This window comes from Enterobacter sp. JBIWA005 (genome assembly GCF_019968805.1).
In the GTDB taxonomy this organism is placed as follows: Bacteria; Pseudomonadota; Gammaproteobacteria; order Enterobacterales; family Enterobacteriaceae; genus Enterobacter; species Enterobacter vonholyi.
This window is the reverse complement of record NZ_CP074159.1, coordinates 2,229,952-2,244,001: the sequence shown is the minus strand read 5'-3', so window position 1 is coordinate 2,244,001 and position 14,050 is coordinate 2,229,952. Positions and strand designations below refer to the sequence as shown.

Genomic DNA, 14,050 nt, shown 5'->3' with positions numbered 1-14,050 from the left:
CCTGCGGTGATGGCTTAGTTGCTGGCGGTTTTCATCGGCTGGTCGGGCTTTTTGTCATTCCCGGCGATGAACGGGCTCCACGGCTGGGCGCGTACCGGCTGCTCCGTCTGCCACACCACGTTGAACTGGCCGTTACCTTCGATTTCACCGATCATGACCGGCTTATGCAGATGATGGTTGGTGGCATCCATAGTGAGCGTAAAGCCTGATGGCGCCTTAAAGGACTGGCCGGCCATCGCCGCACGCACTTTGTCCACATCGGTAGTACCGGCTTTTTCCACCGCCTGCGCCCACATGTGAATGCCCACGTAGGTCGCCTCCATCGGGTCGTTGGTGACTACGGTGTCGGCGTTCGGCAGCTTGTGCGCCTTCGCATAGGCTTTGTAATCCGCCACGAACGCCTGGTTAGTCGGGTTATCGACGGACTCAAAGTAGTTCCAGGCCGCCAGGTTACCCACCAGCGGTTTGGTGTCGATCCCGCGCAGCTCTTCTTCGCCGACGGAGAACGCCACCACCGGCACGTCGGTCGCCTTCAGACCCTGGTTAGCCAGCTCTTTGTAGAACGGCACGTTGGAGTCGCCGTTGATGGTCGACACCACGGCGGTTTTGCCGCCCGCTGAGAATTTTTTGATGTTGGCAACGATGGTCTGGTAGTCGCTGTGGCCAAACGGGGTGTAAACCTCTTCGATATCCTTATCCTCCACCCCTTTCGAATGCAGGAACGCGCGCAGGATCTTGTTGGTGGTGCGCGGATAAACGTAGTCCGTGCCCAGCAGGAAGAAGCGTTTCGCCGCGCCGCCGTCTTCGCTCATCAGATATTCAACCGCCGGGATGGCCTGCTGGTTCGGCGCCGCGCCGGTATAGAAGACGTTTGGCGACATTTCCTCGCCTTCATACTGCACCGGATAGAACAGCAGGCCGTTCAGCTCCTCAAAGACCGGCAGTACGGATTTGCGCGAAACCGAGGTCCAGCAGCCGAATACCACCGCCACTTTATCCTGGCTCAGCAGCTGGCGCGCCTTCTCGGCAAACAGCGGCCAGTTTGAGGCCGGATCCACCACTACCGGCTCCAGTTTCTTGCCCAGCACGCCGCCTTTGGCGTTGATCTCATCGATGGTCATCAGGGCGACATCTTTAAGCGGGGTCTCGGAAATGGCCATCGTGCCGGAGAGAGAATGCATGATCCCCACTTTGATGGTATCGGCCGCCTGCACGCCAAAACTCATTCCCATCGCCACGACGGACGCGGATAACGCAAAGGCTTTTAATAAGGTACGACGGTGCATATTTTCACTCCTGAAAAAGAACGCTGTGCGAAAACGTCCGTTACGGCGTGGACGCGGAAATAAATGTGTCAGCGAAGCAGGAGCAAAAAGAATGCCAGAATGGAGATAGCGCTATTTCCGGGAGGAGAGCGCAGGATGTAAAGAGAACGTCTCAGAATGGCACAGCGCTGCACTTTTATAATGCAGCGCTGAGGAGGAAGGTTTTACCAGACTTCGCTGGCGATCTGCGTGACCAGACGGACTTTGTCCCACTGCTGGGTTTCGCTCAGGCTGTTGCCCTCTTCGGTAGAGGCAAAGCCGCACTGCGGGCTGAGGCAAATTTGCTCTTTCGCCACGTATTTCGCCGCTTCTTCCAGACGGGCTTTGATTCCCTCCGGGTTCTCCAGCTCGCCGTTTTTCGTGGTGATAAGACCCAGCACCACCTGCTGCTTGCCCGGGCGAACAAAGCGCAACGGCGCGAAATCCCCGCTGCGGTCGTTATCGTATTCCAGGAAGAAGGCATCAACGTTGACCGTTCCGAAAAGCACTTCCGCCACCGGCTCGTAGCCGCCTTCGGAAATCCAGGTGGAGCGGAAGTTACCGCGGCAGACGTGCAGCCCGATGGTCAGATCGTCCGGCTTGCCCTCCAGCGCCTTGTTCAGGACGCGGGCATAGATACGTGCAAGCTCATCGGCATCGTCGCCGCGCTCGCGGATCTGACGACGCTGATCGTCCGAACAGAGGTAGGCCCATACGGTATCGTCCAGCTGCAGGTAACGGCAGCCTGCATCATAGAATGCGCGAATCGCGTCGCGCCAGGTGGTCGCCAGATCGTCGAAATAGACGTTCAGGTCCGGATACACCGTCGCATCAATGTCTTTGCGACCGCCGCGGAAATGCAGCACGCTCGGGCTGGGAATGGTCATTTTTGGCTGGGCGTTACCGCTGATGCTTTTCAGATAGCGGAAATCGTCCAGCATCGGGTGCTCGCCAAAGCCCAGTTTGCCGGTGACGCGCACGCCGTGGGCTTTGGTTTGCACGCCGTTAAACTGGATGCCCTGCTGGGAATCGTAACGCTCAACGCCCTGCAGACCGTCGAAGAAGTCGAAGTGCCACCAGGCACGGCGAAACTCACCGTCGGTCACGACATGCAGGCCGCACGCGCACTGCTGCTCAACGACGTGGCGAATGGCTTCGTCCTCCACCGCGCGAAGCTGTCTCGCGTCAATCTCGCCGCTGGCAAATTGCAGGCGAGCCTGCTTGATGGCATCCGGACGTAAAAAACTGCCGACTACGTCGGCGCGGTACGGTGCGTGGTGTCGTTGCATGGAAATCTCCTCTGTCTGCCGGCGATAATTGCCCGCAGTGATAATTCATCATATGAACTTTTAGACTTCTGGATGTCTAAATGTCCAAAAACAATGTCATACCTCCCCGGTGCCGGCAAACGAGAAAATTTCACGGGTGTTGAAAAAAATTCATCTTCACAGCGCGGCAGTGGTTTCGCTGCTGGCAAACGCGTAGCGTTCATCTTCCCAGCCGGTGACCCCACCGAGCATGATTTTGACCGGCAGCCCGAGACGCGCCAGCTTCAGCGCGGCTCTGTCCGCGCCGTTACAGTGCGGCCCCGCGCAGTAGACGACGAACAGCGTCCCTTCAGGCCATTGGGCCATGCGCTCAGCGGTCATCTGGCTCCACGGCATATGCAGAGCGCCCGGCACATGGCGACGGGCAAACTGCTCCGGGCTCCCCACCACGTGCAGCAAAACAAAGTCCTGCTCATTATTGGCGATGGCGTGATGCACATCGGCGCAGTCGGTTTCTACGCTCAGGCGACGCAGAAAATGGGTGACGGCTTCCTGCGGCTCGGCAGCCGGAAATTCAGTAACATAGCTCATGATCCTTCCTCATCTTTGGCGTTTGTGTTAACACTACTCTATCCAGAAATTCAGCACGTGAATGCGCTCGCTTATGCCAGAAAACAGCAAAAAGATGACAAACTTAAGACAAATTGCCCGCCCACAAGTGGTGGTGCTGGCCTATGACGGCCTGTGTACCTTTGAGTTTGGCGTAGCGGTGGAGATCTTCGGTCTGCCACGTCCCGAGCTGGGCGATGAATGGTATCGTTTTGCGGTGGCGAGCGTGGATAGCGGTGAACTTCGGGCAACAGGCGGGATCCGTATCGTCACCGATGGGGATTTAAGCCTGCTTGCGTCTGCGGACCTGATTGTGGTTCCCGGCTGGCGTGGGCTGGACTCGCCGGTTCCGGACGCGCTCTGCAACGCATTACGTCAGGCCAGCGCGCGAGGATGCCAGCTGCTGTCCATCTGTTCGGGCGTATTTGTGCTGGCCGCTACGGGGCTGCTCAACGGGCGCAAAGCCACGACGCACTGGCGCTACATTGAGACGCTTAAAGCCCGCTACCCTGACATCGACGTTGTTGAGGATGTGCTCTACCAGGACGAAGGCGATATCCTGACTTCTGCAGGCAGCGCGGCGGGGATCGATCTCTGCCTTCACGTTGTACGAAGGGATTATGGAATGGAAACCGCTAACAGCGTGGCGCGGCGGCTGGTCATTCCCCCACACCGGGATGGCTCTCAGCCGCAACAGCTGAGCCGCCCGGTGGCACAGCTGCGGGAAAGCCAGCGCCTCGGCCAGCTGTTTGATTTTCTGCACACGCATCTTACCGAGCCGCACAGCGTCGACTCGCTGGCGCGTCGTGTCGGTATGAGTCAGCGCACGTTTCTTCGTCGCTTCGAGGCGGCAACAGGAACGACGCCTGCCCGCTGGTTACTCAATGAGCGCCTGCTGCGGGCGAAAGATTATCTGGAAAGCAGTCGTTTAAGTATCGACAGCATCGCGGAACAGACCGGGTTTGGCCAGGCATCGACGCTGCGTCATCACTTTCGCCAGCAGTTCGCGATTTCCCCGGCCCAGTACCGCAAACAATTTTCTCATTCCGCTACAGCCCGCTGAGGCGTCAGTCTTTTGGTTTCGCAGGAATACGGAGAACCTTATGGTCACCACACACGTTTTTATCGCAACCAGTCTTGATGGTTACATCGCCCGACACAATGATGATATCGACTGGCTCCTGCAGCGCGATGATCCGACTGAAGATCATGGCTATGCGGCGTTCATCGCGGACAAAGACTGGATAGTGATGGGCAGAGGCAGCTATGAGAAAGTGCTGGTCTTTGACGCATGGCCTTATGACCGGCCCGTGCTGGTGCTCTCCAGACAGCTGGCCGACACGCCCGTGCCCGACGCGCTGAAGGGAAAAGTACAATTTTCAGGGCACACGCCTAAAGAGGTGCTCGACTACCTGGCGTTGCAGAACGTCCATCGCGTCTATCTCGATGGTGGGCAGGTGATACAGTCGTTCCTGCGAGAAGGACTGGTGGCCGATATGGTGATCACGACCGTTCCTGTCCTGCTCGGTTCGGGAAAATCGCTGTTTGGCGCCCTGCCAGAGGATATCGATTTGACGCTGGTATCCAGCCGCAGCTTCCCTTCGGGTCTGGTACAGTCGCACTATCGACTGCTGTCATAAAACGACGGTAAACACTGCGCAAAAAAAAACCGCCAAAAATGGCGGTAAATGCTTGCATGGATAGATTTGTATTTTGGTCTCTACGTCCCGACACTCCATGGCCGGGCTGCGGATCCCATACAACCTAACACCCGTTGTCTTAACGAAGGTTAAACAGTCTTATTAACCTGCATGAGTATTGATCTGTAAATAACGCATAAGGCCCTGTTCAGCGCTCTGTTTTGCGTCATCATTTATGGCTTCAAGATAAAATGACCGCGCCACTCCATAAGGTGCTTTATCAGAGGGGTACGCCGCAAACTGGAATGTTTTTCCTATCGTCTGCTGGGTGCAGTCTAATTCCCAACGCACATCGTTAATTTTTTTACTGTTACAGGTAACGGCTCCATAATCGCTGGTCAAATAGGAACCAACGCGAATTTCTGCTGATTGTATATATTCTGGTTTGTTATCACCAGCATAACGAATCCCTGCAACGGCCCCAACAGCAACCGCCAGAAGCGCAAGCGCAATTATTTTTTTCATTTATTAATGACCCGTTCCTTAGCCAGAGATTAACTATTATATAAGATTTATCCTTAATGCAAATATCCGATTATGGACCAGAAATGGCACTTTACAAACATTCATAACTTTTTAGGAAATGTCCTGGACAATTTTCCGGGCACACATTATTTGACAATCTCTTTTCACGAGTTTGAATTATTAAATAATAACACTAAAAAATAATCGGCATGATTACCCCGCAATGTCATTCGGCGGCTATCTCATGATTAAAAAAGGCTTATCTCTCGTCATGCTTATCTGTGCACTCTTTTCAGGCCAGCTTATGGCCGGGCACAAAGGACACGAATATTTATGGGTCAAGAATGTGGCGCATCAGCTTCGTCATGAAGCCGACAGCGATGAGTTACGAAGCGCTGCGGAAGAGTCGGCGGAGGGTTTGCGCGAACACCACCTGTGGCAGAAATCGCGCAAACCTAATACGCACGTTCGGTAATTAACTGCCCTTGCGTTTAGGCAGAGTTTTCATCAGATCGTCCGGACTGACGGACGCCACAATACTGCCCGGCTGCGGCATTTTGAAGATGTGGTTTTTCATCTTACCAATCACATGCATTTCGCAAGGACGGCAGTCGAACTTGAGAGTAAGAACTTCATCACCGTTTACAAGCTGCATGGGGGTTGCCTTCCAGCTCTTAATATTCCCTTTCGCCTGCTTAGGGCAAAGGTTAAACGCAAAGCGCAGGCAGTGCTTGGTGATCATCACCGGCACATCGCCCTTCTCTTCATGCGCTTCATAAGCCGCGTCGATCAGCTGCACGCCGTGGCGATGATAGAATTCACGCGCTTTATGGTTATAGACGTTGGCCAGGAAGGATAAATGTGTCTCCGGGTATACGGGTGCAGGTACGGCTTCCGCTTTACGGCTAGCGCGCGGATACTGCGCCAGGCGCGCGGCATCCAGCATCTCTGCCGTTTCACGACGGAACTGGTTAAGCAGGCTGTTCGGCACGAACAGGGCATCCGGCAGACTGACCTCAACGTTACGGGCGTAGTAAATCGTCTGGCCAAGCTTCGCCACCCCATCCTTCAGGCTGTTGAGCGCTTTTTCCGCGTTGTTTGCCACCTCGAAAAGGCCATCGAGCGTATGCGTTACGCTGATGCCGTCTTCACAGGTCATGGTCAGAATCAGCTGCTCTTCCCAACCGCCCAGCTCAATGTCCACAGCGATACGACGTTCGCTGGAGGTTTTCAGCAGCGCCTGCTGCCAGTTATGATCGAGGTTACGGTTAAGCGCCGCGTTCGGCCGCGCCTTGTAGAGATCGGCCGGCATCTCATTCGGCCAGACGCGGTAGCGGTTCTCGCCGGTTTTCTCGACCGTATTAGCCCGGAAGCCCACGACCTCACGCTTAATCATCACGTTAAGGCCATCGCCGTTCGCCAGCGGTTCCGTCACCTGGACATCAAGATGATCTTTCGCCACTTTCAGCACTTCACCCACCGGTAAACCGATAAACTTCGGTGAGTCAAACGCGCCGACATCCCCTTTACGGGCATTCACAAAATAGTCCGTGCTGCCGCGGTGGAACGTTTTGTCCGTAGACGGAATAAAGAAATGTTCGGTGCGCCCGGCCGACGCGCGTGCCAGGTCGCCGCGATCTTCAATGATGGCGTCCAGCATCTGGCGATAGTGCGCGGTGATGTTCTTCACGTAGCTCATATCTTTGTAGCGCCCTTCAATCTTGAAGGAACGCACGCCCGCGTCGATCAGCGCGCCCAGGTTGGCCGTCTGATCGTTATCCTTCATGGAGAGCAGGTGCTTTTCGAACGCCACGACGCGGCCCTGATCGTCTTTCAGGGTATACGGCAGACGGCAGGCCTGAGAACAGTCGCCGCGGTTGGCGCTGCGGCCCGTCTGCGCGTGGGAAATATTGCACTGACCGGAATAGGCGACGCACAGCGCGCCGTGGATAAAGAATTCAATCGTCGCGTCTGTCGCCTGGTGAATATCGCGGATCTGATTCAGGTTCAGCTCACGCGCCAGAACGATCTGCGAAAAGCCGACGTCAGAGAGAAACTTCGCCTTCTCTACCGTGCGGATATCACACTGGGTACTGGCATGCAGTTCAATGGGAGGAATATCCAGCTCCAGCACACCCATATCCTGAACAATCAGGGCATCCACCCCGGCCTGGTAGAGATCGGTAATCAGACGTTGCGCAGGCTCCAGCTCATCATCATGAAGAATGGTGTTCAGGGTCACGAACACTTTCGCCCCGAAACGGTGGGCGAACGGCACCAGTTCAGCAATATCGCTCAGGCTGTTGCTGGCGTTATGGCGGGCACCGAAGCCTGGGCCACCAATGTAGACGGCATCTGCGCCATGAAGGATCGCTTCACGGGCAATGGCGGCGTCGCGGGCCGGGCTTAAAAGTTCAAGATGATGGGATTGCAGGCGCATACTTCGTCGTTATCCGTTATGGTCAAAATGGCGGCTATTGTAGTCAGAAGTATGCGTCAGCGAAACAGTTTTGCGCAGCGTCAGCGGGGATAATGAATCAGGGAGTGAAAATGCACCGTCCGGTCGCTGCTGTTGCGGTAGGCGTGGGGTTTATCACCGGCAAAACGGATGCCCGAATCGGCAGAAATCATCTGCCATTTGCCGCCAAGCTTCATCTCCAGCTCGCCGCTTATTACGACGACATGTTCAATTACTCCGGCCTCATGCGGCGTGGATTCGCTCAGCGCGCCGGGTGCCAGCGTGATGGAGAAATAATCAAACCCGAGCGTCTCGTCCCACGGAAAGAGCGGCTTGACGACCATCGCCTGCTGCTGGGGGTCAAATACCGCCTGCCGGTCCGCCTCTGGGGTGATGAACGTGGAAAACGGCACGTTCAGCCCGGTGGCAATTTTCCACAGCGTCGACACCGTCGGGCTGGATTCATTGCGCTCGATTTGACCGAGCATGGCTTTTGACACGCCGGTCTCGTCCGCGAGCTTCGACAAACTCCAGCCGCGCGCCTGGCGCAGCGTTTTCAGCGTTGTTGCAAGGTGTAGTGTGATATCCATGTTCCCTCCTGGTGACGATCAGCATACCACTTGTACGCTATAGCGCACAGTGCTACCTTACTCCGGACGTTATAACGCACAATGGAGTTTTCATGCGCCCTTCCTCTCACTTTATTCCGGTCGCACTGGCTGGATTTGTCGCCGTTCTGGTTGGTTACGCCAGCTCGGCCGCCATCATCTGGCAGGCCGCCGCCGCGGCAGGCGCCAGCGCACAGCAGATTGCGGGCTGGATGACCGCGCTGGGAATTGGGATGGGGGTCAGCACGCTGGCGCTTTCCTGGTGGTACAAAGCGCCCGTACTGACCGCCTGGTCGACGCCCGGCGCGGCGCTGCTCGCCTCCAGCCTGCACGGCGTCACGCTGGCAGAAACCATCGGCGTGTTTATCTTTGCTAACGCGCTTATTTTGCTCTGCGGCATTACCGGGCTTTTCGCCCGTCTGATGAAGCTGATCCCTCATTCGCTTGCTGCCGCCATGCTGGCAGGGGTATTGCTGCAGTTTGGCCTCCACGCGTTTGCGCATCTTGAGGGGCACTTTCTGCTGTGCGGCAGCATGATTGCGGCTTGGCTAATCGCAAAAGCGCTGTCGCCGCGCTATGCCATCGTGGTCACGCTGCTGGTGGGCGGGATTGTGGCATGGGCGGCAGGTGACGTTGTCACGGATAAACTCACCCTTTCTCTGGTAATGCCCGAATTTATTGCACCCGCCTTCACCTTCACCAGCCTGGTGAGTATTGGCTTGCCCTTCTTCCTCGTGACCATGGCTTCGCAAAACGCGCCGGGGTTCGCCACGATGAAAGCCTCCGGTTACCCGCTGGCGGTCTCACCGCTCATCATCGTCACGGGAGGGCTGGCGCTGCTGTTTTCTCCGTTTGGCGTCTTTTCCATCTGCATTGCGGCTATAACCGCCGCCATTTGTCAAAGCCCGGATGCACACCCGGATGCGGGTAAACGCTGGCTGGCGGCCATCGCAGCGGGAGGATTTTACCTGCTGGCGGGAATTTTCGGTGGCTCCATTACCGGGCTGATGGCCGCACTGCCGCTCAGCTGGATCCAGACGCTGGCCGGTCTGGCGCTGCTGGGCACCATCAGCGGGAGTTTATATCAGGCGCTGAGTAACGAAGCGGAGCGCGACGCGGCTATCGTCACGTTTCTGATGACCGCAAGCGGCGTGACAATCCTGGGCATCGGTTCGGCATTCTGGGGACTGGTGCTGGGCGGGATGTGCTACGCCCTGTTTTCACGCGCTCGCCGCACGTAGCTGCGAAGGCGTCATGCCCGTCGCGCTGCGAAAGCGGTTGCTGAAGTGGCTGGCGGAGTTGAACCCGCAGGCAAGGGCGATGTCAGTCAGCGGCGTCGTCGTATGCTGAACGAGAGCCTTAGCTTTATCCATTCGCCTCTGCATCACGTACTGATGCGGCGCCAGCCCCGTCGACTGGCGGAACATGCGGGCAAAGTGGTATTCGCTGAGCGCGGCCTGCGCCGCCAGCTCGGCCAGCGTCAAGGGCTGGCCCAGGTTCTCTTCAATAAAGGCCAGCACGTTGCGCAGCACGAATGGCGATAGCCCTCCGGTGACGACCGGCAGCTTCCACTGCACGTTAGAGTAGTTTTGCAGCAGATGGGTCAGCAGCAGCGTAGAGGCCGTGCTCAGGGTGAGCTGGTTGGCGTGCTGCTGCCAGTCGCAGCCGAGCAAAAACTGCCGATACAGCGCGGTGATCTTCGGATCGCTACCAAAAATGCGCTCGTCAAGGGTCAGCGAAAGCGGACGCTTGTCCCAAATCTTTTCCCCCACGTCGCGCAGGTGTTCGTCGGTGCAGTAGAGATGCACAAACGACAGGTCATCGCGGATATCCCACGTCGATTCGCTCTCTTTGGGCATCAGACAGAAACGGTCCGGTCCCCCGCCGTTCTTCCAGCCGCCCGGCGTTTTTTGATAGCTTTCGTAACCGTCCGCCACGTACAGGCTGAGGGTATGATGGTTACTTTTTACCGTTATCGTATCGTGCTTGTTGTACCATGCTGCCAGCTGAATACCCGAATTCAGCGAGACGGTTTCCCGCAGAACTGCATTCTGTTGGCAAAGCGTTTCAAAGGTATCGTAAGCGTGAGACATAACCGTTAGCGCATAATTGATGGGAATATCAGTCTAAGAAGAGTTGCCCCCCGTTGCCAGTCCCGCCGGAAGAAAAAAGCGCAAGATTTTGCAAGTCACCCGCAACCCGGTGAAAGCCCGTCGCGAATTTCAGCGCCATACTGCGGGCTTCCGTGATTTGAGAAGAGAAAAAGTATGAACGCTATATTATACGGACTGGTGGTGGTCATCTGGGGAACCACCTGGATTGCGATTTTCCTGCAGCAGGGTCCCGTAGCGGCGCCGGTGTCGATTTTCTGGCGCTTCGCCGTCGCCAGCCTCACGATGATGGCGGTGTTAATCGCCCTGCGCCGCCTGCGCAAGCTGGCGCTGCGAGATCACCTTTTTTGCCTGCTTCAGGGATGCTGCGTTTTCTGCTTTAACTTCTGGTGTTTTTACACCGCAGCCTCGCACATTAATACTGGGCTGGAGTCGGTGATCTTCTCCATGGCCGTGCTCTATAACGCCATCAACAGCTTTATCTTCTTCGGGCAGCGCCCGCCCGCGCGTTTTTGGACGGCGGCGGCACTGGGCCTGATCGGGATCGTCACCCTCTTCTGGGACGATCTGCTTGCCAGCGGCTGGAGCGCGTCGCTCCTGACCGGGATTGGCCTCTCCGCGCTCGGCACCTACGGCTTCTCGCTGGGCAATATGATCAGCATGCGCCATCAGCGCAGAGGCCTGGAAACCATGACCACCAACGCCTGGGCGATGCTCTATGGCACGCTGGTGATGGGCTGCATTGCGCTGTTCATAGGCGATAGCTTCGCGCCAGAGTGGACCATCAGCTACATTGGCGCGCTGCTCTATCTGGCTGTATTTGGTTCGGTGATTGCCTTTGGCGCCTACTTCACGCTGGTGGGACGTATCGGTCCGGGCAAAGCGGCCTACAGTACGCTGCTCTTCCCGCTGGTGGCGCTGTCCATCTCTACGGTGTATGAAGGCTACGTCTGGCATATCAATGGTATAGTGGGGTTATTGCTGATTCTGGGGGGAAATATGGTGATGTTTACCAAACCAGAAACCTGGTTCAGACGCATACGAATGGCGTAAATAAAAAGGCCTGCATTACGCAGGCCTTTTTATTTTATTTCGCGGTCTTTTTCACATCAAACATGGTGGCGTCCGTCGCCATGTCATCAACAACCTGCTTCAGGGTTGCAAAGGTCATCGGCGTACTTTCGTTGTTCAGATCTTTACCTTCGCCTTTGCGCACCACCTTCATGACCGGTTTGTTGGTAGCCGCATCGATCAGTTCGCCTTCAAAGAAGAGATGCGTATCCATGGTGCGATGCCCGGTTGCCATCTGCGTACCTGCTACCACCAGCGCGACCGGCACCACTTCATAGAACTGCAGACCTTCTTTCTGCGAACTCACCCCGGTAATCGCGCCGCGGAAAATCAGGCTATGTTTACCCGGCGTGGTCACAATCGGCTTACGCGTGCCAATCGCCGTTTTCATTTTGGTATTGGTGTAGTTCAACAGCTCATCAAGCGTTTTTTGCCCAATTTGCGTGGTTGGTTTTGGCGTTGGATAATACGTAATCGGTGTCCAGAGAATACTGTCGTAATTAGCTTCGTTATAGGAAGGATCAACCCAACGCAGCGTTGGTTTACCCGTCGCAGACGTTGTCTGCTGCAATCCTGAATAGTCTTTTAAAAAGCCAGAATATTGTTCGGGAGCCGCGACTTTTGAAGAACAGCCCGCTAACGCCAACAGACCAGTAAGCACTGCAACTTTAAAAAAAGTTTGAGTACGCATGATAGTTTTCCATGTTATCTGCAAGTATGCATTTGAAGTTATAGCAAAAGACCGGCGGGTTTGTTGTGACAAAAAATGATGCGGAGAGCACAAATTGCGAAAAGACTGCCCGGAAGCGTGCCGGGCAGTGAAAAATTACTGATTTATATCCAGTTGCCAGAACAGATGTTTGCCAAACGGGTCAATTTCATAGCCCGTCACCTCCTTGCGCACCGGTTCGAAAATGGTTGAATGCGCAATCATCACCGCGGGCATCTGGTCATGCATCATCTGCTGCGCCTCTTTATACAGCGCCACGCGCTTATCGCGATCGGTCGTTGATTTTGCTTCCGCAATAATTTTATCAAAGGGCTTATAGCACCATTTCGCCGAATTTGACCCACCGTTTGCCGAGGTGCAGGTAAATAGCGGGCCGAAGAAGTTGTCCGGATCACCCGTTGCCGTCGTCCAGCCCATCAGCGCGGCCTGATGTTCACCGCCCTTCACACGCTTAAGGTATTCGCCCCACTCATAGGTAACGATTTTGGTCTGCACGCCTATTTTCGCCCAGTCCGCCTGAATCATCTCAGCCATGCGTTTCGCATTCGGGTTATAGGGACGCTGCACCGGCATCGCCCACAGGTCGACGTTCACGCCGCTGGCGAAACCGGCCTCTTTCAGCAGCGCTTTGGCTTTTTCAGGGTCGTAGTCGTAATCCTTAAGCTCGCTGTCTGCGCTCCATACGCCCGGCGGCAGCAGGTTCTTCGCAGCGGTGCCGGTACCGTGGAACACCGCATCAATAATGGCTGGTTTATTGATGGCCATCGCCAGCGCCTGACGGACCTTCACGTTATCCAGCGGCGGCTTTTGGGTATTGAAAGCCAGAAAACCGGTATTCAGCCCGGCTTTGCTCATCAGGTTGATGTCTTTGTTCGCCTTCATGCGCGGCAGATCCGCCGGGTTCGGGAACGGCATCACCTGACATTCGTTCTTCTCAATTTTGGCAAACCGCACGGAGGCATCCGGTGTGATGCTAAACACCAGCCGATCCAGCTTCGATTTCCCCTGCCAGTAGTCGGCAAACGCCGTAAACAGGATCCGCGAATCCTTCTGATACTGCGCCAGCTTAAACGGCCCGGTGCCTATAGGCTCCATATCCACCTTCTCCGGCGTGCCCGCTTTGAGCATCGCGTCGGCATATTCCGCGGACAGGATCGAGGCAAAATACCATGCCAGATCGGCGACAAACGGCGCTTCCGGGTGCGCCAGGGTAAAGCGCACGGTGTGGTCATCAACTTTATCAATGCTCGTTATCAGGCTGCCAAACTCCAGACTTTCAAAGTTGGAGTAGCTGCCGTTAGAGACGTTGTGGTAGGGATGATTCACGTCTTTCTGCCGCATAAACGAGAAGATCACGTCGTCGGCGTTAAAGTCGCGGGTTGGCGTGAAGGATTTATTGCTCTGGAACTTAACGCCCTTACGCAGAAAGAAGGTGTAGACCTTGCCGTCGTCGCTCACCTCCCAGCGCTCCGCAAGGCTTGGCACCAGCTCCGTGGTGCCAGGCTTGAAATCGACCAGACGGTTATAGACCGGCACGGCGCTGGCGTCGACGCTGGTTCCCGAGGTGTATAGCTGAGGGTTAAAGTTTTCCGGCGATCCTTCGGAGCAATACACCAGCGTTTTCGCAGCGACAGCGGAACTGACCGTGAGTGCCGCGAGCGCCAATGTGAAAGTTGTGAGTTTGCTTGTCATCATTTATTCCTGTCTTTTTAATTCGACGGCTAAT

General features: G+C 55.9%; 14 protein-coding genes. 5 read left to right on the top strand and 9 right to left on the bottom strand.

Features of this window, described 5'->3' with window-relative positions; translation table 11 throughout:
- Window positions 1-14: 14 nt before the first annotated feature.
- From urtA to KGP22_RS10620, 3 genes are all read right to left on the bottom strand, one after another.
- Complete coding sequence (gene urtA / locus KGP22_RS10630; RefSeq protein WP_047958573.1) at window positions 15-1,286, bottom strand: urea ABC transporter substrate-binding protein; 1,272 nt, start codon at window positions 1,284-1,286, stop codon at window positions 15-17.
- 203 nt (window positions 1,287-1,489) lie between these two features.
- Window positions 1,490-2,593: a cobalamin-independent methionine synthase II family protein gene (locus KGP22_RS10625; RefSeq protein WP_111964617.1), complete on the bottom strand. Its 1,104-nt coding sequence runs from the start codon at window positions 2,591-2,593 to the stop codon at window positions 1,490-1,492.
- Window positions 2,594-2,749: 156 nt separating this feature from the next.
- Window positions 2,750-3,163 (bottom strand): rhodanese-like domain-containing protein, encoded by a 414-nt coding sequence (locus KGP22_RS10620; RefSeq protein ID WP_127730844.1) that lies wholly within the window; start codon window positions 3,161-3,163, stop codon window positions 2,750-2,752.
- 73 nt (window positions 3,164-3,236) lie between these two features.
- Here KGP22_RS10620 and ftrA point away from each other — a divergent pair, with 73 nt between their 5' ends.
- Entirely contained in the window at window positions 3,237-4,244 is a 1,008-nt protein-coding gene (gene ftrA, locus KGP22_RS10615; RefSeq protein WP_111964736.1) for a transcriptional regulator FtrA, read from the top strand.
- Between the two features lie 40 nt (window positions 4,245-4,284).
- The gene (locus KGP22_RS10610) at window positions 4,285-4,821 is read left to right on the top strand and encodes a dihydrofolate reductase family protein (protein ID WP_223582247.1); all 537 of its coding nucleotides are present in this window, start codon (window positions 4,285-4,287) and stop codon (window positions 4,819-4,821) included.
- Window positions 4,822-4,983: 162 nt separating this feature from the next.
- On the opposite strand, the gene KGP22_RS10605 is transcribed toward KGP22_RS10610, so the two are convergent.
- Window positions 4,984-5,346, bottom strand: a complete 363-nt coding sequence (locus KGP22_RS10605; protein ID WP_115875040.1) for a hypothetical protein — start codon at window positions 5,344-5,346, stop codon at window positions 4,984-4,986.
- A 244-nt stretch (window positions 5,347-5,590) separates the two neighbouring features.
- Between KGP22_RS10605 and KGP22_RS10600 the strand changes: the two genes are divergently transcribed.
- Window positions 5,591-5,821, top strand: coding sequence for a DUF2554 family protein (locus tag KGP22_RS10600; protein WP_223582245.1), 231 nt, complete (start codon window positions 5,591-5,593; stop codon window positions 5,819-5,821).
- Here the strand turns inward: KGP22_RS10600 and KGP22_RS10595 are convergent, their stop codons facing one another.
- Together KGP22_RS10595 and KGP22_RS10590 are read right to left on the bottom strand one after the other, a co-directional pair.
- A complete protein-coding gene (locus KGP22_RS10595; RefSeq protein ID WP_223582243.1) occupies window positions 5,822-7,786 on the bottom strand; it encodes a U32 family peptidase in 1,965 nt (654 codons plus the stop codon).
- A gap of 80 nt (window positions 7,787-7,866) precedes the next feature.
- On the bottom strand, window positions 7,867-8,394 hold the full coding sequence (locus tag KGP22_RS10590) for an XRE family transcriptional regulator (protein WP_149366887.1): 528 nt from the start codon (window positions 8,392-8,394) through the stop codon (window positions 7,867-7,869).
- Window positions 8,395-8,486: 92 nt separating this feature from the next.
- On the opposite strand from KGP22_RS10590, the gene KGP22_RS10585 reads away from it, so the two are divergent.
- Window positions 8,487-9,653 (top strand): benzoate/H(+) symporter BenE family transporter, encoded by a 1,167-nt coding sequence (locus tag KGP22_RS10585; RefSeq protein ID WP_223582241.1) that lies wholly within the window; start codon window positions 8,487-8,489, stop codon window positions 9,651-9,653.
- Here KGP22_RS10585 and KGP22_RS10580 read toward each other — a convergent pair.
- Window positions 9,633-10,505: a response regulator transcription factor gene (locus KGP22_RS10580; protein WP_111964624.1), complete on the bottom strand. Its 873-nt coding sequence runs from the start codon at window positions 10,503-10,505 to the stop codon at window positions 9,633-9,635. The two genes, KGP22_RS10585 and KGP22_RS10580, sit on opposite strands and share 21 nt — an antisense overlap.
- A gap of 174 nt (window positions 10,506-10,679) precedes the next feature.
- Between KGP22_RS10580 and KGP22_RS10575 the strand changes: the two genes are divergently transcribed.
- Entirely contained in the window at window positions 10,680-11,576 is an 897-nt protein-coding gene (locus KGP22_RS10575) for an EamA family transporter (RefSeq protein WP_223582239.1), read from the top strand.
- 34 nt (window positions 11,577-11,610) lie between these two features.
- On the opposite strand, the gene KGP22_RS10570 is transcribed toward KGP22_RS10575, so the two are convergent.
- Together KGP22_RS10570 and KGP22_RS10565 are read right to left on the bottom strand one after the other, a co-directional pair.
- Window positions 11,611-12,285, bottom strand: coding sequence for a DUF3313 domain-containing protein (locus KGP22_RS10570; protein WP_111964626.1), 675 nt, complete (start codon window positions 12,283-12,285; stop codon window positions 11,611-11,613).
- A gap of 135 nt (window positions 12,286-12,420) precedes the next feature.
- Entirely contained in the window at window positions 12,421-14,016 is a 1,596-nt protein-coding gene (locus KGP22_RS10565; protein ID WP_223582424.1) for an ABC transporter substrate-binding protein, read from the bottom strand.
- Between the last annotated feature and the right edge of the window lie 34 nt (window positions 14,017-14,050).